Source organism: Prosthecobacter fluviatilis (genome assembly GCF_055388355.1).
Map to the genome: position 1 here is coordinate 3,936,357 of NZ_AP043782.1, position 18,124 is coordinate 3,954,480.

15 protein-coding genes and 1 tRNA gene are annotated in these 18,124 nt (G+C 60.6%); 10 read left to right on the plus strand and 6 right to left on the minus strand.

Translation table 11 applies throughout. The annotated features are described in order from the left end of the window. Positions 1-57 precede the first annotated feature (57 nt). Positions 58-2,001, minus strand: a complete 1,944-nt coding sequence (locus ACZ5WW_RS15365; protein WP_377171760.1) for a tRNA uridine-5-carboxymethylaminomethyl modification enzyme MnmG/GidA — start codon at positions 1,999-2,001, stop codon at positions 58-60. A gap of 829 nt (positions 2,002-2,830) precedes the next feature. Between ACZ5WW_RS15365 and pdhA the strand changes: the two genes are divergently transcribed. Then, on the plus strand, positions 2,831-3,916 hold the full coding sequence (gene pdhA / locus ACZ5WW_RS15370; protein ID WP_377171762.1) for a pyruvate dehydrogenase (acetyl-transferring) E1 component subunit alpha: 1,086 nt from the start codon (positions 2,831-2,833) through the stop codon (positions 3,914-3,916). Positions 3,917-4,271: 355 nt separating this feature from the next. Here pdhA and ACZ5WW_RS15375 read toward each other — a convergent pair whose 3' ends face one another. Further along, complete coding sequence (locus ACZ5WW_RS15375; RefSeq protein ID WP_377171764.1) at positions 4,272-4,844, minus strand: hypothetical protein; 573 nt, start codon at positions 4,842-4,844, stop codon at positions 4,272-4,274. 107 nt (positions 4,845-4,951) lie between these two features. On the opposite strand from ACZ5WW_RS15375, the gene holA reads away from it, so the two are divergent. Further along, complete coding sequence (holA, locus tag ACZ5WW_RS15380; RefSeq protein WP_377171766.1) at positions 4,952-6,076, plus strand: DNA polymerase III subunit delta; 1,125 nt, start codon at positions 4,952-4,954, stop codon at positions 6,074-6,076. A gap of 3 nt (positions 6,077-6,079) precedes the next feature. Further along, positions 6,080-6,454: a sulfite exporter TauE/SafE family protein gene (locus ACZ5WW_RS15385; protein WP_377171768.1), complete on the plus strand. Its 375-nt coding sequence runs from the start codon at positions 6,080-6,082 to the stop codon at positions 6,452-6,454. A 9-nt stretch (positions 6,455-6,463) separates the two neighbouring features. On the opposite strand, the gene ACZ5WW_RS15390 is transcribed toward ACZ5WW_RS15385, so the two are convergent. Both ACZ5WW_RS15390 and ACZ5WW_RS15395 read right to left on the minus strand, forming a co-directional pair. Next, positions 6,464-7,012: a DUF456 domain-containing protein gene (locus tag ACZ5WW_RS15390; protein ID WP_377171770.1), complete on the minus strand. Its 549-nt coding sequence runs from the start codon at positions 7,010-7,012 to the stop codon at positions 6,464-6,466. Beyond that, a complete protein-coding gene (locus tag ACZ5WW_RS15395) occupies positions 7,005-7,607 on the minus strand; it encodes a nitroreductase family protein (RefSeq protein WP_377171772.1) in 603 nt (200 codons plus the stop codon). The genes ACZ5WW_RS15390 and ACZ5WW_RS15395 overlap by 8 nt, the downstream gene beginning before the upstream one ends. A gap of 175 nt (positions 7,608-7,782) precedes the next feature. Here ACZ5WW_RS15395 and ACZ5WW_RS15400 point away from each other — a divergent pair, with 175 nt between their 5' ends. The 3 genes from ACZ5WW_RS15400 (at position 7,783) to ACZ5WW_RS15410 (ending at position 10,501) form a co-directional block, all read left to right on the plus strand. Then, the gene (locus tag ACZ5WW_RS15400) at positions 7,783-8,199 is read left to right on the plus strand and encodes an ester cyclase (protein ID WP_377171774.1); all 417 of its coding nucleotides are present in this window, start codon (positions 7,783-7,785) and stop codon (positions 8,197-8,199) included. Positions 8,200-8,567: 368 nt separating this feature from the next. Continuing rightward, positions 8,568-9,821: a hypothetical protein gene (locus ACZ5WW_RS15405; RefSeq protein WP_377171776.1), complete on the plus strand. Its 1,254-nt coding sequence runs from the start codon at positions 8,568-8,570 to the stop codon at positions 9,819-9,821. A 35-nt stretch (positions 9,822-9,856) separates the two neighbouring features. Next, the gene (locus ACZ5WW_RS15410; protein ID WP_377171778.1) at positions 9,857-10,501 is read left to right on the plus strand and encodes a hypothetical protein; all 645 of its coding nucleotides are present in this window, start codon (positions 9,857-9,859) and stop codon (positions 10,499-10,501) included. Positions 10,502-10,519: 18 nt separating this feature from the next. On the opposite strand, the gene ACZ5WW_RS15415 is transcribed toward ACZ5WW_RS15410, so the two are convergent. After that, complete coding sequence (locus tag ACZ5WW_RS15415; RefSeq protein WP_377171780.1) at positions 10,520-12,013, minus strand: GntP family permease; 1,494 nt, start codon at positions 12,011-12,013, stop codon at positions 10,520-10,522. An 85-nt stretch (positions 12,014-12,098) separates the two neighbouring features. Here ACZ5WW_RS15415 and ACZ5WW_RS15420 point away from each other — a divergent pair, with 85 nt between their 5' ends. From ACZ5WW_RS15420 to ACZ5WW_RS15435, 4 genes are all read left to right on the plus strand, one after another. Then, positions 12,099-14,480, plus strand: coding sequence for an MMPL family transporter (locus ACZ5WW_RS15420; protein ID WP_377171782.1), 2,382 nt, complete (start codon positions 12,099-12,101; stop codon positions 14,478-14,480). Positions 14,481-14,584: 104 nt separating this feature from the next. Beyond that, positions 14,585-14,659 (plus strand) — tRNA-His (locus tag ACZ5WW_RS15425). 48 nt (positions 14,660-14,707) lie between these two features. Then, complete coding sequence (rnc, locus tag ACZ5WW_RS15430) at positions 14,708-15,439, plus strand: ribonuclease III (RefSeq protein ID WP_377171784.1); 732 nt, start codon at positions 14,708-14,710, stop codon at positions 15,437-15,439. Between the two features lie 249 nt (positions 15,440-15,688). Further along, positions 15,689-16,153, plus strand: a complete 465-nt coding sequence (locus ACZ5WW_RS15435) for a hypothetical protein (protein WP_377171786.1) — start codon at positions 15,689-15,691, stop codon at positions 16,151-16,153. A 29-nt stretch (positions 16,154-16,182) separates the two neighbouring features. On the opposite strand, the gene ACZ5WW_RS15440 is transcribed toward ACZ5WW_RS15435, so the two are convergent. Continuing rightward, a complete protein-coding gene (locus ACZ5WW_RS15440; protein ID WP_464694157.1) occupies positions 16,183-17,946 on the minus strand; it encodes an SLC13 family permease in 1,764 nt (587 codons plus the stop codon). Positions 17,947-18,124: the final 178 nt, after the last annotated feature.

Genomic DNA, 18,124 nt, shown 5'->3' on the forward strand with positions numbered 1-18,124 from the left:
AACGAAGAGGGCCCAAGGCCGGTTTCACCTGCTGGTTTCACCCGGGGAAAACCAAGGTTAAGCTTTCAAGTCGCTTCCTTCCGTCTCCAAACTGCCCCGCTTCAGCATCACCGCCAGCAGGGCGATGTCGGCGGGATTCACACCTTGGGCTCGCGCGGCCTGGCCGAGGGTGGCAGGGCGGAGGGCCGTAAGGCGGTGTTTGGCTTCGGTTTTGAGGCCGGGGATGGCGTGGTAGTCGAAGTCGGCGGGGATCATCTTTTCCTCCATGCGGGAGGTCTTGGCCACCATGTCCTCCTGCCGGGTGATGTAGCCGGCGTATTTGACGTCGTTTTCCACCAGGCTCCAGACCTCGGGGGTGAAGCGGGAATACATCTCGGCGGGGAGCTGGGCAGGCGTGCTTTCGGGGCGGCGCAGCCATTTTTCCAGGGTCACGTCGCCCATGCGGACCTCCTGTAGCAGGGTGCGGGCGGCGACGATGGCGGCAATTTTTTCCTCGGTGTGGTGGATGCGGAAGGGTGAGACGAGACCCACCTGCGCGGCCAGCGGGGTGAGGCGGAGGTCGCAATTGTCCTGGCGGAGGAGGAGGCGATACTCAGCGCGGGAGGTGAAGAGTCGGTAGGGCTCGGTGGTGCCCTTGGTCACAAGGTCGTCGATCATCACCGCGAGATAGGCCTGGCTGCGCTGTAGCAGGAAAGGAGGGCGGCCCTGGGCCTTGAGCGCGGCATTGGCTCCGGCGATGAGGCCCTGACCGGCAGCCTCCTCGTAGCCGGAGGTGCCATTGATCTGCCCGGCGAAGTAGAGCCCCGAAACACGCTTCGTTTCCAGGGTGGGATGGAGCTGGGTCGGGGGGCAGTAGTCGTACTCAACCGCGTAGCCAGGGCGGATGATCTCCGCCTTTTCCAGTCCCGGGATGGAACGGATGAAGTCATACTGCACCTCGAAGGGCAGGGAGGTGGAGACCCCGTTCACGTAGAATTCGCGAGTGTGGCGACCCTCGGGTTCGAGGAAGATCTGGTGCCGTTCCTTCTCCGCAAAGCGCACGACCTTGTCCTCCACAGAGGGGCAGTAGCGGGGTCCGACGCCTTCGATCTTGCCGGAATACATGGCAGACTTGTGGATGTTGGCCCGGATGATGTCGTGAGTTTGGGGGGTCGTGTAGGTGATCCAGCAGGGAATTTGTTCCACGTGGAACTTTTCCGAGGTCCAGGAGTTGAGGGTAAACTGGTTAGGACCGGTGCCTGGAAGGGGGGTAGCGGCCTCGGTTTGGGCTTCTGGCTCGTCCTCGGGGAGGGTGCCGGAGAGGTAGCTGAAGCGGGGCGCGGGCTCGTCCCCGGGCTGCAGCTCGCACTTGGAGAAGTCGATGCTGCGGCTATTCAGGCGGCAGGGGGTGCCGGTTTTGAAGCGCTGGACATCAAACCCGAGAGCCCGGAGGCTGTCGGAGAGGGTCGAAATGCTGTCCCCCATACGCCCTCCAGCCTGGTTCTGCTGCCCCACATGGAGGAGCCCACGCATGAAAGTGCCCGAGGAAATGACGACCGCCTTGGCCCGATAGACCATGCCGAGGCTGGTGCGCACGCCAACGACGGCATCGTTTTCCACCAGGATCTCCGCAGCATTGCCCTGGTGCATGTCCAGATTGGGCTGGTTTTCGATCAGCCACTTCATCCGAAACTGGTAGGCCTTCTTGTCGCATTGGGCACGGGGAGCCTGCACGCTGGGCCCCTTGCGGGCATTCAGCATGCGGAACTGGATGCCCGTGGCGTCTGTGTTTCGGCCCATCACACCCCCGAGGGCATCAATCTCCCGCACCACGTGACCCTTAGCCAGACCACCGATAGCGGGGTTGCAGGACATCTGGGAAATGGTATCGAGGTTCTGGGTGAGGATGGCCGTCTGGCAACCCAGGCGGGCAGCCGCCATCGCCGCCTCCACCCCGGCATGACCGGCGCCGCAGACAATGACATCATAGTGCTTGGGGAAGGTAAAAAGGCTGGTGGACATGGGGGTGAGGAGAGTAGCACAAGCCGCAAAAATGTTCCATGTGGAACAAACTGGAATCGCACAGAGTGTTTCACAGAGGCGGGGAAGGGGAGTTTAAAGGGCGGAGAAGTGACTGCCAAAGCAGTTTGGAGGGGGGGAGGGGAGCGCACCCAAGGCAGGGTAGGGAGGCTGCTCCCAAGCCTCCACCGGGCGCCTTGGTGCTCCCGTTTCGCACCCCTTCAAGGTAGCCCAGCACCTTCTAACACCCTCCTTCTGCCTGCAAATCACGGGCTCCGAGGGCGCCGGATTGGGCCAGTCCTCTCCCCCCCGCACTGACTAGGAGAGCACCCAGAGCAGGCGCGGAGTGGGTCTTTCTACCGCCACAGGACATCTCGGTGCCTCCCTTTCGCGCCTCACTTCAAGGTAGCCCAGCACCTTTCTACGCCTCCTTCTGCCCGCCGATCATGGGCTCCGTGACGGGAGAACTGGGACAGGAGGGCACCCAAGCAGGGATAAGGAAGCGGGTTGCCAGCCTCCAATATGCGCCTCGCATCCTTATTCTAAACCCGTCCCCCCCAAGCTCATACTGTGCAGCCCGGCAACCTGCCAAACCGACATTGAGAGGGAAGGGGACCAGCGCCAGATCTTATGAAGCGGGAGGAAGAAAACGAAGCAACCATGAAGCCCGCCTCTGCCCCTCTGCGGCCAAAACACGCGTCTCCATTCATTGCCACCAGCTGCCCGTCTGCCATGCGGCACCCCCATCGCAAGGGACCCGGCACATCCCATTCCGCAGCCTAAACACCCCGCTTGCTTCCGGCATGCATCCAGCTAGTATCGAACCCATCACATGGCCACCGCAACCGCCCCCTCAAACGCCCTGGCAAAACACGCCTCCGATCCCATCAATCAAAAGCTCACCGCCGCCGACAAGGTGGAGCTCTACCGCAAGATGGTCCGCATCCGCCGCTTCGAGCAGGTCTCCCTGCAGCACTATCAGGCAGGTCGCATGGGCGGTTTCCTCCACCTCTACATCGGCCAGGAATCCGTGGCCGTCGGCACCGTCTCCGTGATGGGCGAAAACGATCACGTCATCACCGCCTACCGTGACCATGGCCACGCTCTCGCCGTCGGCATGGGCATGAACGAGTGCATGGCCGAGCTCTTCGGCAAAGCCACCGGCTGCTCCCGCGGCAAGGGTGGTTCGATGCACTACTTCGCCCCCGACAAAAACTACTGGGGTGGCCACGGCATCGTGGCCGGCCAGACCCCGCTGGGTCTCGGCCTCGCCTACGGCCTGAAGTATCGTGGCATCAAAGGTGCCGCCCTCTGCTTCCTCGGCGATGGCGCTGTGAACCAGGGTGCCTTCCATGAGTCCCTCAACCTCGCCGAACTCTGGGATCTGCCGGTGATCTACGTCATCGAAAACAACGGCTACTCCATGGGCACCAGCCAGCAGCGCTCCTCCGCCTATCAGGACTTCCTGGCCAAGCGCGCCGAAGGCTACGGCATGGCCTGGGAGCAGTTCAACGGCGAAGACATCTACGAAGTCCGCGCTGGCGTGGGCAAGGCCATCGCTCGCGCCCACAACGAGTCCAAGCCGAGCATCCTCGAAATCGCCACCTACCGCTGGGAAGGCCACTCCGTCGCCGACGCCAACAAGTTCAAATACCGCACCAAGGAGGAAGTGGAGAAGTTTCAGAACGATCATGACCCGATCCAGGTGTGGAAGCGCAACCTCCTCAGCGAAGGCGTCGCCACTGAAGAAGAACTGAAGAAGATCGACAAGGAAGCGCAAAAGGAAGCGGAGGACTCAGCCGAGTTCGCAAAGTCCAGCCCGTATCCCGAACCGGAAACCATCTTCGAAGACGTGTACTGGGAAGTGGACAACAAGACCGAAGCCGGCCAGACCGGACGCCACTTCTTCAACGACTGACCGTCGGTTCCAAAGCCAAAAGCACTCTCAGAGCCGGAGCTTGTCGCACAAGCCTCCGGCTTTGTTTTTATGTGCTCTTTGAGAATGCACCTTCGCGGAGCGCATGGCTTAAGAGGCATTTCAGCCCGCTCATCCCGCCCTGACCGCATCGCCCTAGTTTTCAGATCTGTGAAAGATGGACATCTGGCTCCTCAAGGCCACGCCAATGCCTGCTCTCAGCAAGCCCGGAGCGATTCACTAGTGATAAAGCCAATAATTCATTCATCCACAATAAAATAAAACACCTCTGCTGCCTTTTGAGCCACAGAGGTGGGGTGATTCAGTTCTGAGATGGAGCCAGATGAATTTAGGCTGGCTACTTCGTCTCCACCGCAGAGGTCAGTGTGTCGGCCTGGCTGGTCAGAATGACCGCATGCTTGTCATAGGTGGCCTTGGCTTCGACGAGTTGCGTCACGTAGTTCAGCGCTTCGTCCAGGGGGACGTTGGCAAGCGAGAGGCTGAGCTTGCGCTTCGCCAGCTCCTCGCCCTTCACGATCACGTTTGGCGAGACCTTGCCCCCGCTGGCATTTTTGGACAGGGCACGCAGCCCTTCGATGGCCTCGGTCAGAGTCACATCATTCATTTCCACCTTGGGCAGGGTGACAGCGGCATACTGGTTCTTCAGCGATTGGTCCTTTGGCTGATAGTTGGCGCGGATGTACGCCAGCATGTTTGCCGTCTCTGCATGCTTGGGGTTTGCCGCAGCCACGCGGGAGAGCAGACGGTACGCTGTGTCTAGATCTCCTTTGTAGTAGGCGGTACGTCCCTGCTGAAACACGGCGTTCAAATCCTCCGCCTTGGCTGAAAATCCCGCAGCAGACATGAACAAGGCAGTGGTGAAAAGCACGACCGCCGTCGAAACCCTGAACCCAGTCAAAGATGTTTTCATAAAGGTTGGCTTGATTTGAAAGGATTTCATCAAATCGCCGTGCGCATGTCAAGACCGCATGCGCCCTGAGGCTTGATGCCATGCGCTTCCTGCTCCATCGGTGAAGCATGCCGCCACCGAAAAAAACCGCCGCCAGCCAGGTGAATGTCTTCATTGGCAGTGATGAAGCGCGCGTCAAAGAAGCCGCGCTCATGCTCGTGCGCCGCCTCACTCCGCCAGATGCCGGAGATTTCGGCAATGACGTCATCGACGGCACGGCCGACAATTCTGAGCATGCAGGCAACATCTGCGGCAACGTCTGCATGGCGCTGCAGACGTTGCCCTTTTTCGGCGGCTCCAAGGTGGTCTGGCTCAAAAACGCCAACTTCCTCGGGGAATCCGGCGCCGGTCGTGGGCAGGATGCGGTGAACGGCTTCGAGCGCATCCTGGATGTGATCGAACGCGGCCTCGGCTCCGACGTGAGCTTTGTCATCAGCGCCACAGGCATCGACAAACGCCGCAGCGCCTACAAGCGCATCACCAAGATTGCCAACATCGAGGTCTTCGACAAACCCGACACCTCACGCGCGGGGTGGGAGGGGCCGGTGCTCGCCATGGCCTCGCAGAAAGCCAAGGAGCTTGGCATCACCTTTGAAAGCGGCGCGCTGGAGCTGCTGGTGCAGATGGCCGGCGATGACACGCGCCAGATGGAAAACGAGCTGGAAAAGATCGACCTCTACCTCGGCGAGCGCCGCCGCGCCGGACTCAAGACCGTGCAAAACATGGTCTCCATGAGCCGCGCCGGCGTGCTGTGGGACCTGGGCAACGCCATCGGCAAGCGCGATCTCCCGCGTGCGCTGGAGCTGCTCGGCACGCTCATGTACCAGGGGCAGAACGCCATCGGGCTGCTGCTTGCCGCCATCGTGCCTCGTGTGCGCAGCCTGCTCCTCATCAAAGATCTCGGCTCACGCCACAAGCTCAACAAGTTCAACTACACCGGCTTCTGTTCTTCACTGGAGTCCCTGCCTTCCACAGCCACCTCCCATCTGCCGCGTAAAAAAGACGGCACCGGCTTCAATGCCTACCCGATGTTTCTCGCCCTCCCGGAGGCCGGCAACTTCACGCTCGAAGAGCTTCATGCCGGCTTCAAAGCCTGCCTAGCCGCCAATTCCAAGCTCGTCACCTCATCCCTTGATCCCAAGCTCGTGCTCGAGCGTCTGCTCGTCGGCCTGCTCGCAAGACAATCCCGCTGATCCATGATGCCCACCACCACCGTCCTTACCTGTCTCGCCATCGGCATCCTCAGCGGCGTCGTGGCCGCGCTTTGCGGCGTGGGCGGCGGCGTGGTCATGGTGCCTGCGTTTGTGACCTTTCTCAAACTGCCGCACAAGACCGCTGTCGCAACGTCGCTCGCCATCATCATCCCCACAGCGCTGATGGCCACCACTCAGAATGCCAGACATGGCTACGTGGAATGGAAAGTCGCCATCATCACGGCCGTCTCCGCATCCATCTTCGCCTACTTTGGCGCAGGCTGGCTGAAGACGATGAGCAACGAGACACTCACCCGCATCTTTGGCGTCATCCTGGTTGTCTTCGGTCTGCGCATGCTGCTGCAGGGCAAGGCCTGATGGCCCCGCCTACCACACCAGCGCATCGAGAAAGAAAGTGGCCACCATTCCAAGGGCCACGATGAGGCGCAGCACGAGGCCAACGCCGGTGCCAAGCAGCGAACCCCACGCAGACTTGGCCGCCGGATGCAGCTGCTTTTTGGCAAAGATCAGCTCAAAGGAAACACCCCCGATCAACGGCCCCAGCACAAGGCCAAAGGGAATGAAAAACATGCCGGCGATGCCGCCAATGAACACGCCGGTGATGCCCCATTTGCTCGCACCAAACCAGCGCGCGCCCATCGCACCACTGGCGAAGTCAACGACATAGGAAAGCACCAGCCCCAGTGACAAAATAACAATGCCCCAGGTGCTCATGCCGGACTCAGGTCGCAGCACCGTATGGAGGATGCCTGCCGCAAAGATCAGCATCGGCCCCGGCAGAAACGGCACCACCGAGCCCACGATGCCGACGGCGAGCAGGCAGATCGTCAGCGTCCACACGCTCCACATCTCCCACGGCATGGCGGTGAAAAAATGCGTCACCGCATTCCAGGAATGGGTCAGCCACTCAGTCATCGCGCCACACGGTTTTGGTTTCCACCGGCTGGCGCACACTGCGCGGCCAGTTCAGTCCGGCACGCGGCCAGCCAAGATAGATGAGGCCCACACACTTGTCCTCTGCACCGATGCCGAGCCAGTCGGCAAAGTCACGCGTGCAGAGCAGGGGAGGGGAGGACCAGTAGCAGCCCAGACCCGCCGCTGTGGCGGAGAGCTGCAGGTTTTGCAGCGCGCAGGCCACGGCCTCGATCTCCTCGATCTCAGGGATCTTCGCCCCGCCGCGCCGCTCCATCACACAGGCGATCACCACCGGAGCCAGCAGCGGGTTCTCGCTCATCTTCTTCATCTTGTCCTCGCGGAACTCATGCGCAGGCGTGGTGTCGCGATACACACGCTGCATGGCCTCCGCCAGCTGCTGCCGCGCCGTACCCTGATGCACGATGAACTTCCAAGGCTCCGTCAGTCCATGAGTCGGCGCCCAGGTGGCGTCTTCCAAAATCTGCGTCAGCAGCCCCCGCTCCACCTCACGCGCAGCATCCAGATCCACCGGCTTGATGGAGCGACGATGACGGATGAGTGCGCTGATTTGTTCGTGCGATGCGATGCCAGTCATGCGTGCGAGTCATGCGGCCTGCTGCACGCGCTGTCAACTCACCGCACAATGCATCATACCAGTGAAAGCCGACGACTGAGAAGTTGCCATCCTGGTCTTAGGAGCTAAAACACCGGCAGCAAGCGACAAGACCGTTGCCGGCAAAATCAACGTTGGATTAACAACACACCAAAAAATGAGCGCCATATACGACAAAGCCAGGTTGTTTTTTGATGCCTGTGACAGCGGTAAAGGCTGGCAGGTTTGCAAAGAGTACTGCCATCCAGATGCCACGTTTTCGGCACAAGGTCCGGCGCTCGCTGGCGTCAGTACCTTGGAAGGTTACACCGACTGGATGAAAGGCTTTTTCACGCCGGTGCCGGACGGACGCTACGAGCTGAAATTCTTCGCAGAAGACCAGGAGCGCCAATGCGTGGCGGGTTATGGCGTCTATTACGGCACGCATACCGGACCAGGAGGACCCGTTGAGCCTACCGGCAAGACCCTGTCGGCTGATTATGCCTATGTGATGCAGTTTGAAGACGGTCGCATTCGGCACATGACCAAGATTTGGAATGACGCCTTCGGCCTTCGGCAGTTAGGGTGGGCATAGCCTTCATTCAGAGGCCAAGTGCTGAGCCGGACATGCAGCAAATGATGTCGGCTCAATGAAAGTGTGATGATCCCTAAGTCCATGATGTGGGCTTGGGGATCATCTGTGTGAAGCCCGGCTTTCGAGTCCGGCAGGCGCAAGGGTTGAAGGAGGCATCTGATTCGCAACACGGCATGCCACATTGAACTGCCGCACATCGTCGTGCCCAGTCAAAGAGCCCTGGCCTATGGCATCGGCACCAGCTTGCTCAGGAGCAGCTCATCCGCAGTTTAAATCTGTTTGACGACCCATCAGACAGCTTGTTAAAAAGTCAGCGCAGGGCACTATCCTTGGTATTCTCAGGCGACTCGAACCTCTTTCTTCTCATCATGCCTCTCTTCTGCTGCGGTCAGTGCGGACAATCGATTGATGCAGACGACTCACTCGCGGGCACCGAGGTCGGCTGTCCCGGCTGCGGGACCACCATCCTGGTGCCAGTCTGCGCCCGCAACCCGTCTTACCAGCCCTATCAGGCACCAGCTTACATTCAGACGCGTGGCAGCACACCGGCCGGCCAGTCATCGTCCGCATCTGACGAATGGCTTCGCCGTGCTCCGCTGCTGGGCACGGGAGTGGCATTCGTGCTGTGCTTCATCAAAAAGCTTGTCGAGCCCGTCTCGGCCTTGGACTCCGCGCTGGGCAATGTGGGGCTCGTCAGCAGTTTCGCAGGTGCCATCGGCTACACCATCGCCGCCGGCCTCTTCGCACTCATCGCAGCTCTGGTCATCGCGGGCATCGCCGCAGCACTCCGAAAGAGCTTTGTCTCCGTGCTGGCACGCAGCTACGGCATAACCGTGGTGCTTCTCTCACTATTGATGTTGGCGGGGTCATTCTCGGGATCACGCAACCTCTCCGGACCCGCGCCCGCACCGGCCTCGTCTCCCCAGGTCACTCAAAACATCCATGATGAGCTGAACAAGCTGCAGTCAGAGTTGGAAAAAATGCAGCAGGGCAGCCCGCCTGCGAACGACGCCGCACCGCAGACACCGCCTGCAGAGCCTTCCGATGACCTGGGAAAGATGCTGGTCATCTCAAGACAGTACTTTGCAGAGATCGCCGCTTTGCAAAAAGACTACACGGACGAAATCGCCAAGATCGGCTTCCTGCGGGTGCTGGACGGAGAGCGAATCCTCAAGGATCAAGACTCCAGCGAGTCGTATGATCTGCTCGCTCGCGCGCGAGTGCTGCTGAAGAAATACGGCGTCAAAATGCGCGAAGCGATTGCAAGCTTCCCCGCGAAAGTTCGCGACAGTCATATCAGCCCCGCCGGCAAGGCAGATCACATCCGCAGCGCCGAGACGGGTGTGGAGGCCGCCCTGAAGACCTTTGATGAAACATGGGCCCTCGAAGGGAGCGCCGTGGACGGCATCCAGACCATCATCGACCTGCTGAGCAGGCGGCGTGGTCACTGGCACATGAGCAAAGGCCTCTTCATGTTTGACGACGGTGGGGATCTGACGGCCTTCAATGCGTCCATGGCCAAAATCAACGCGGCTGTCGCCCGTCAGAATGAGATCAAAGAACAAGGGCAGCGGGATACGGGAAAGATGTTTGATGACCTGCGGGCCGTCATCCCAAAGTAGGCGCCACATGCATGAACGCTTAAACTTTTTGTGCGATGAGCGGCATCCCTGCGACCAAGACCACGGGGCCTGAGACGGGCTCCATGCTGAGTGAGATCTTTCGCTTCTTCCGGCGCCACTGGTTCCATCTGCTTCTGTTCCCGCCTGGTGCGCTGCTCGTGACCATCATCCATGAAAGCGCTCATGCCGCCGCAGTGCTGGCGCAGGGTGGCACCATTCTCGAATTCGTTTGGCTGCCCACCGGTGAGCGCTGGGGTTACGTCAGCTATGATCCCCCCGCACTGAGAGGCTTTTCCACATTCGCTGTCTCCATCGCGCCTTACCTCCTTTGGATCTTCCTGGCCGCATTGGCCGTGCTGCTTTCACTCAGACGGCGGCCATACTCATTCCGCGTGGCTTCCTCAGTGTACCTCTGGCTGTTCGTCGTCCCGCTGGCAGACGTGGCAAACGCCGCCTTTCCCTATCTCGACGGCAAGCCCAACGACCTCCTGCACGCCTTCGGCCCTCCAACGTTGGATGCCTTGCTGGGATTCGCCATGCTTGTTGTGCTGGCTCTGATCGTTGGGCATCCGGTGCAACGCCGACTCTACCGCACCCAAGCGCTTCGCTTGCGCAGCTACCTGGTGCTCAGTGCGGCAGTCTTGTTTGCGATCACAGGCCTCACCGTGAGGATCTTTTGAGCTTCACCAAGCAGCAGATCACACCAGCGGCACCAGCTTGCTCAGCACCAGCGTCACCAGCAGGCCGATGATGGAGTCGGCGGTGAGCTGGAGGCTCCAGGTGCGGAGGGTTTCCTTTTCGGTCATGCCGCTGAGGCGGTTCACCACCCAGAAGCCGCTGTCGTTCATCCAGGAGCAGCACATGGCACCAAAGCCGATGGAGGTGAAGAGATACACCGGGTGGCAGCCCAGAGGCGTGTTGGCCAGCATCGGTGCCATGATGGATGAGGCCGTCAGCATCGCCACCGTGGCGGAGCCCTGCGCCACACGCACCACGGCCGCCACCAGCCAGCCGAGGAAGATCAGATTGAGGCTGTAGCCTTGGGCGAGCGACTGCACCGCATCACCCACACCCGCGCTGCGGAGCGCCAGACCAAAGGCGCCGCCTGCACTGGTGATGAGGATGATCATCCCTGCCGTCTCCAGCGGCGGGCCCACGAGTTCCTCCACCTTTTTCAGGCTCAGGCCACGCTGCTTGGCCAGCACCCAGAGAGCGATGGCCGCGCCGATGAACAGCGCGATGTTCTTGTGCCCGATGAAGTCCACCCAGGCGCGCACGGCGTTGAAGCCGCCCTCACCACCGAGGGCATTCACCATCGCCACACCCCAGCCGGCGCCTGCAGCAGCACCTTTATGCGCCAGCTCAAACACCGTCGTCAGGCTGATCAGAATGATCGGCAGCAGCACCGGCGTCATGCTCCAGAAGAAGCTTGGCAGCTCGCTCTCCGGCTTGGTGCTGGCACCCTTCATGTCTTCCAGGGAGACACCGCCCGTGGCACGCAGCGGCACATCGGTGCGGCGGTTCAGCCACTGGCTCACGAAAAAGCCAAACACGCAGGTGATCGCGCCGATGAGCATGCCGCCGATGATGGACTCTCCCACATTCAGGTGCAGGTCATCCACCACCGCCACCGGGCCCGGATGCGGCACCGTCATGGAGTGCGTCACCGTGCCGCCGCAGCACACGGCCATGATGTAGAGCGTGTAGTCCTTGCCCGTGCGCATGCGCAGCGCCATGGCCAGCGGCACCATGAGCATGAACATGGTGTCAAAGAAGATCGGCGCACTCAGGATGAAGGTGCTCCACAGCAGCGCCCAGCCCGCGCGCTTCTCCCCAAAGAAAGCCAGAAAGCGGCGCACCACCTTGTCAGCACCGCCGCTCTCCATCAGGCACATGCCAATGATGGCCGCCAGCGCGATGGACACCGCGATGTCCCGTGCGGTGTCTCCCAGCCCTTTGGAGACCATCTCCACGACTCCGACCATGGAGGACATCGCCTTCACCTTGCCATCCTTCTGCACGATGTCCCATGAGTCCTTGTTGGCCAGCAGCCCCGCCAGCAGCGCTGCCAGGATCAGCGCCACAAAGGCATGCATGCGCAGCTTGCTGATGCCGATGATGATGAAAGCAACGCTGACAGCGAGAACGACGAAGGGCCAGTAGCTGGCCGAGGTGGCGGCAAGAAGAAACATGGCCGCGATGCTGGCGGGAGGGAGTGAACACGTCAAGACATTCGACAGTGGACTTCCCGGCTGGCTCCGCTTCTTTCAGCCGCTCATGAAATCCGCCTCGCTTCGCCTGTTCTTCGTACTGCTCGTCATCATGGCGGGAGCATTCGGCGTTTCGCGGCTGGATTTCGACGTCGATCCCCTCAGCCTGCTGCCGCAGGAGCTGCCAGGGCTGCAGGGCACACGCCTGCTGAGGGAGCAAAAGCGCAACCTGCTCCTCATCGCCGTGCAGGCAGAGGATCCGGCGCTCGTTGAAGTCACTGCAGATGCTCTGGCAGAGCATCTGGCTGCCAGGCCAGAGCTGTGCGCCAGCGTGCGCAGCAAATCCCTGCTGCAGTCAGATCCTGCAATCATCGCGGAGGTCGTCGCCTATCTCTGGCTCAATGCGCCGCAGCAGCAGGTGTCCAGACTCATTGCCTCACTCGATCCCGCATCGGTCCCCGCTCTGCTCGCCAAATCCAGAGAGGCCGCAGGTGCTTCGCTGGATTTGCAAAACGCCACGCTCACCGGCTACGATCCGCTCGGCCTCGCACGTGGAGCCCTGGCTCTCCTGAGCGACGGTGGCGACATGAGCAGCCTCATGAGCGATGAATTCAGCAGCGCCGACGGCACACTGCGCCTGCTGTTTGTCACGCCACCCGGAAAGGCGCTCGCAGACTATCGTGCTGCCAACACCTGGCTCACACAGATCAAAGCCGAGGTGCGGGAAAAATGGCTGCCAGAGCAGGGCGAGCTCACAGGTGTCAAAATAGGCTTTACCGGAGATCCGGCGTTTCAGGCGGAAATCGCCACCGGCATGGAAGGTGACATGCGGCAGTCCATCGGCGCCGTCACGTTCATCGTCGGCTTCCTCTTCTGGCTGCTGCACCGCAGTGTGAAGCCGCTGCTCTGGCTGCTGCTCGCCATTCTGTGCGCCAATCTGCTCACACTTGGTACGGCAGGCGTGATCTACGGCTCGCTCAATGTGATGTCGATGGGCTTCGCCGCGATCCTGACGGGCTTGATCGAAGACTTCGGCGTCTTCGGCCTGCATGTGGCACGCGAGCACCCAGGAGAGCGCTTTGGCAGCATCTGCCGCCGCGCGCTGCCCAGTGTAGCCTGGTCCGCAGTCAGCATCGCCGGCATCTTTGCCATGCTGGGTCTCAGCCAGCTTCCCGGAGTCGCCCAGCTCGGCGTGCTCTCCGCGCTCGGGGTGCTGATCGGCGCAGCGGTCATGATCTTTGGCTTTCTGCCGCTGGGCATGACCACAGGCAAACTCGAGGAACACCATGGCACGCTTCGTCTGGCCATGCGCATGCAGGGGGTGATGGTGTGGCTTGTCATGATTGCCCTCATGGCCGCCACCGCCGTGATTGGCTGGAAGGGCCTGCCGAAGATGGACTTTGGCTCCGCCGTGTTGCGCCCTGAAAAAAGCGAGGCCTTCGACGTCTTCGACAGCGTCGAGCAAAGCATGCTGAAAAGCAGCACCGAACCAGGGCGCAACGTCCCCCTCGTCTTCGCGGCACACAGCACCGCCGCCTTGCGCCAGAGCATCATCGCTGCCCGGAAGATGTTGAACAGCCCTGAAGTCGAAGCCCGGCTGCTGCCGCTTGCACTCGTGCCTGATGCAGAAGCGCAAAAGGCAAACCTCGCCGCTTTGCAGACCCTTTCCGCACATGAAGATGCGCTCAGGCAGGCAGTCGATGCCGCCGGCTTCACAGACGTCGCCTACGCCCTGACTCAAAAGGTACTCAAGCAATGGCAGGACTGGGCGGCTGCCAAGACAGCATTGCCTCTGTGGCCCAAGCCCGTCGTGCTCGAAAACCTCGGCGGCATTGTCTCCCAGCATGACAAACACGGGTTCATGGCCATCGGCTCCGCCCGCCTGGCCCAGGGGCACAGCATGGAAAACGCCCCCGTGCTGCACGAGCTGGAAAAAACTCCCGGGGCCCATGCTGCCGGCTGGGCCTTTCTCCGCACCTCGCTGGAGCCATTGCTGAAGAATGAGATCCTGCGTGTCTGCGTCCCCACCGTTGTCATCGCTGGCATCCTGTTTTTGCTGGTGTTCCATGGCTGGCGTGAGCGCGTCTTTGCCTTCCTCACCATGGCAGCCAGCGGTTGGATTCTCCTCGGCGGCATGTCAGCGTGGGGTCTCACCTGGAATCTTATGAGCGTCGCTGCCGTCCCTCTCTGCCTCGGTCTGGGCCTGGATTTCACCATCCATGTGATGCACTCCCTGCGCGAGCCAGGCATGACCCGTGAGCGCGTCGCCTCCCTCGGCCGCTCACTTGCCTACTGCGGTCTTAGCACCGGCCTGGGTTTCGGTGCCCTGGCTGCGGGCAGCAATCGTGGCCTCATCACCCTGGGTATGACAGCCATGATCGGCGTGCTTACCGTGCTGATCGCCGCCGCATTCGCCCTTCCCAGGGTCTGGTTTTGGCGGCGCAAATGACAGCCCAGCCCCAGCAGCGCGAGCCCTCTCTCAACTTCCCCCCCATTTTTTCGCTGGCATATCCGTCCCGAACGTCTAATATCCTCCCCTCCTAGCGAGAGATGGTGACCGTAGTTCAACGGTAGAGCCCCAGATTGTGATTCTGGTTGTTGCGGGTTCGAATCCCGTCGGTCACCCCACTTTTTTCATGGAGTGGCACCGTACTTCCGGTTAGAAAAGAAGCATACATGGAACCGCTGGAACACGTCATTGGCCATACCTTTCGCGATCCCGCATTGCTGCAGCAAGCCCTCACTCACGGCAGCGTCGGCTACGAAAACCAACGCGCTCAATCCGACAATCAACGCCTGGAATTTCTCGGAGATGCCGTTCTGCAGCTTGCCCTCTCCCATATGCTTTTTCAGCGCCTCCCACAGGCCGATGAAGGTGTGATGACCCAGGCACGCGCCCAGCTTGTCTCCACCAAGGCGCTGGCACGCATCGCACGGCGCATCGGACTGGGCACCTATCTGCACCTGGGGCGTGGCGAAGAAGCCAACGGCGGCCGCAACCGTGAGTCCACACTGGCAGACGCCCTCGAAGCCGTCGCAGGCGCCATTCACCTTGATGCCGGAACCGATGCCGCTCATCAATTTGCCGCACGGCTGTTTGCCGAGGAGCTTGAAGCCCTGAACCGCGGCCCCCTGGACTCCAATCCCAAAGGACAGCTTCAGGAGCTCATCCAGTCCGTGGGAGTGGAGCCACCGCTCTACGAAATCGTCGGAGCCGAAGGGCCGGATCACGCCAAAAACTTCATCGCCGTCGTTTCCTGGCAGGGTACACAGCTCGGGCGTGGCACAGGCCGCAGCAAAAAAGACGCCGAGGTGGAGGCGGCACAGGCCGCGCTCGGCAATCCCGCCCTCCGTGAACTGCTGCGAACAAGTCGTGAACAACCACACGAACAAAACCGCAGGTCATGAGAGCAACCCTGAACACCCGGGGTTGTTCCACTCCGCTCACAATTCCTGCCGGATCCTTTCACACGCCGAGTCCCCGTGGAACCCTTGTAAATCCAAGGCGGAACCCACTTGTTGAAGTTGTTCGCAGTACTTACGGATATGAGGATTCAAACAACCTCGTTCACCCCAATCATAAGAGCTGGGAACAAGTTCGTTTGAGATGAATTGGATCGTCTCTCAGCCAGAAATTTTTCGCGTCTCAGACCTCCCATGCGCATCAGCCTGAAGCCGTTTCTCTCTGGCACAGTCTTGGGGGCGCTCCTTCTTCTTTCATTTGGAGGAGGCTCTTTGCGCATCAACCGCTCCTTGCTTGTGAAGCGGCCCACAACGGATCTCCACGTCGTTCTTGTGCCTGTGCCAGTGGATTCGCTGGTTCCTGCGGATCACTGGATCAGGCATTATGATGCTTATGTGTCACGCATCCCCTGGCGCAATGAGGATTCAAATTATCTGACCCTGCATTTCATCCCCCGGGGCAAGCCTCCCCACATCGAACTAAGCAGAAATGATTCTCTGGAATTTGAAGGCGCGCTTAGCCAACGAACTGCAAAGCCATTCTGCCCCACGCAGGCAGACATGGATTCAGCCCTGCCCTTCGTCCTTTATCTTGATTACATCAGCAGCGATCTCACGGGAACAGGAGTCGATCATGCCAGGATTCGTCTGCCGCATTGAGAGTTGCGGATCATGGCCCGCTCACTCCGCTACTTCAGCGGCCAGAACACCGGCACCGTAGCCAGGATGACGATCAGCATCACCAGTGTCAAACCCCCGCCCACTTTGATGAAATCTGAGAAGCGGTATTTCCCCGGGCCATAGACGAGAATGCAGCTGGGCTCAAACGGCGTGAGCATGGATGCGGAGGCGCTGAGCATGATCCCAATGGCAAAGCTGCGTGGATTGGCCCCCATGGTGGCGGCCGCCTGCAATGCCACGGGGAGCACCACCAGTGCGGCAGCAGCATTCGACATCGGCTGGGTGAGCAGGATCGTCAGCAGGCAGAAGCCGGCGAAAACCGCAAAGACCCCCATGGGCTGCAGCCAGCCGGTGATGAAGTTTGCGATCATGCTCGATGCACCGGATGTCTGCATCGCTTCCCCGAAGGCCATCATGCCACCGATCAGGATGAGCAGACGCCAGTCAATGTTGGAATAGGCGTTCTCCAGCTTGATGCAGCGCATGAAGACGGCCAGCATGGCCACCATCACAAAGGCGATTGCGTCAGGCACCCAGCCCACACTGCTGGCGATCACGGCCATCACAAAAGCGCCCAGCAGCACAAAGCCGCGACGCCTTGTCTCAGCGCTGAACTGATACTGCGTGATGACAATCATGTCATTGCCCTCCTCAAAGGCGCGGAAGCGGTCGCTTGGCCCCTGGAGCAGCAGCACGTCTCCGGCACGCAGCTTTTCAGCCGCCATGTGGTGCATCAGCGAACGGTCGCCGCGCATCAAAGCCAGCACTGAAAGCCCCGTGCGCTGACGAAAGTTGTTTTCACGCAGGGAGCGCCCCACAAAGGCGGAGCGCGGCGTGAGCACGACTTCCGCAACCTGCGCATCGCTCATATCGATGCCGGAGCTGCGAAGCGTGACATCTTCAAGAATGTCGATGCCTTCGATTTTCTTCACCCGGATCAGGTTTTCCACCTTGCCGGCCACGAGCACCACATCGCCCTCCTGAAAGCGCACCTTTGGCGTGGCATCAAAGGTCTGGTCAGACCGGCGGATCTTCATGACCTGGAACTCCATGGCGGAAAAATCCGAGTCAAAGGCTGCCTGCCCCACAAGGGGTGAGTTAGGCAGCACCATGACCTCGGCGAAGTAGTCACGCATGGCATCACCTGCCAAAGCCGAAGCCTTGTCACGTTCAGGTACCAGGCGTGAGCCGATGAAAACCATGTATAGGATGCCAGTCAGCATCAGCACGAGACCGATGCCGGTGAATTCAAACATGCGCAGCGGCTCCAAACCCAGCTTGGAGATCGCCCCGCTCACGGCGACGTTGGTGGAGGTGCCGATCAGCGTGCAGGTGCCTCCCATCAGCGAGGCGAAGGCCAGAGGCATCAGCAGGCGGGAGGGCGGGATGCGCAGCTTGCGCGCGAGGCCCATCACCGGGCCCACAAACACCGCTGTCACAGTCGTGTTGTTCATGAAGGCGGAGACGCCGCCTACCACGGCCATCATGAAGCCCATCAGCCGCTTGGGATGTGTGCCAAAGGTCTGGGCCAGAAAACCGCCCATCATGTCCAGCACTCCCGTCTCCCGCAGCGCGGCACCAATGACAAAAATCGCCGCCAGCAGAATGATGACGCGGTCGCCAAATCCCGCAAAGGCCCGGTCAGCCTTGAGAATGCCGCACATCACCAGCACGCAGAGCAGTGACAGCGTGACGAGATCCACCGAGATTTTCTCCGTGGCAAAGGCGATGACGGCGACGATGAGCAGTCCGATGACGATCCAAGCTTCCATTTCAGCACACCTTTGCAGCAGGGACATTCGCTGCTCAAGGAACAAGCCGGTCAAAGGATGCCTAAAGCCTGCGTTTATGGAGACGCCACTTTCTGGAGAAGTGAAAAAACAGGCATTTTCACCTCCGGTGCTTTCCACTCTTGCCATCCAGCGTCTGTCTCCATACTCTCGCGCCCGA

Excerpts from the sequence above, each read along its gene's own strand:
- ACZ5WW_RS15375 (WP_377171764.1), bottom strand. The coding sequence starts at position 4,844 with ATGAAAACATCTTTGACTGGGTTCAGGGTTTCGACGGCGGTCGTGCTT.
- ACZ5WW_RS15365 (WP_377171760.1), bottom strand. The coding sequence starts at position 2,001 with ATGTCCACCAGCCTTTTTACCTTCCCCAAGCACTATGATGTCATTGTC.
- ACZ5WW_RS15435 (WP_377171786.1), top strand. The coding sequence starts at position 15,689 with ATGCGCATCAGCCTGAAGCCGTTTCTCTCTGGCACAGTCTTGGGGGCG.
- ACZ5WW_RS15440 (WP_464694157.1), bottom strand. The coding sequence starts at position 17,946 with ATGGAAGCTTGGATCGTCATCGGACTGCTCATCGTCGCCGTCATCGCC.
- ACZ5WW_RS15400 (WP_377171774.1), top strand. The coding sequence starts at position 7,783 with ATGAGCGCCATATACGACAAAGCCAGGTTGTTTTTTGATGCCTGTGAC.
- rnc (WP_377171784.1), top strand. The coding sequence starts at position 14,708 with ATGGAACCGCTGGAACACGTCATTGGCCATACCTTTCGCGATCCCGCA.
- holA (WP_377171766.1), top strand. The coding sequence starts at position 4,952 with ATGCCGCCACCGAAAAAAACCGCCGCCAGCCAGGTGAATGTCTTCATT.
- ACZ5WW_RS15405 (WP_377171776.1), top strand. The coding sequence starts at position 8,568 with ATGCCTCTCTTCTGCTGCGGTCAGTGCGGACAATCGATTGATGCAGAC.
- ACZ5WW_RS15420 (WP_377171782.1), top strand. The coding sequence starts at position 12,099 with ATGAAATCCGCCTCGCTTCGCCTGTTCTTCGTACTGCTCGTCATCATG.
- ACZ5WW_RS15395 (WP_377171772.1), bottom strand. The coding sequence starts at position 7,607 with ATGACTGGCATCGCATCGCACGAACAAATCAGCGCACTCATCCGTCAT.
- ACZ5WW_RS15415 (WP_377171780.1), bottom strand. The coding sequence starts at position 12,013 with ATGTTTCTTCTTGCCGCCACCTCGGCCAGCTACTGGCCCTTCGTCGTT.
- ACZ5WW_RS15410 (WP_377171778.1), top strand. The coding sequence starts at position 9,857 with ATGAGCGGCATCCCTGCGACCAAGACCACGGGGCCTGAGACGGGCTCC.
- ACZ5WW_RS15385 (WP_377171768.1), top strand. The coding sequence starts at position 6,080 with ATGATGCCCACCACCACCGTCCTTACCTGTCTCGCCATCGGCATCCTC.
- ACZ5WW_RS15390 (WP_377171770.1), bottom strand. The coding sequence starts at position 7,012 with ATGACTGAGTGGCTGACCCATTCCTGGAATGCGGTGACGCATTTTTTC.
- pdhA (WP_377171762.1), top strand. The coding sequence starts at position 2,831 with ATGGCCACCGCAACCGCCCCCTCAAACGCCCTGGCAAAACACGCCTCC.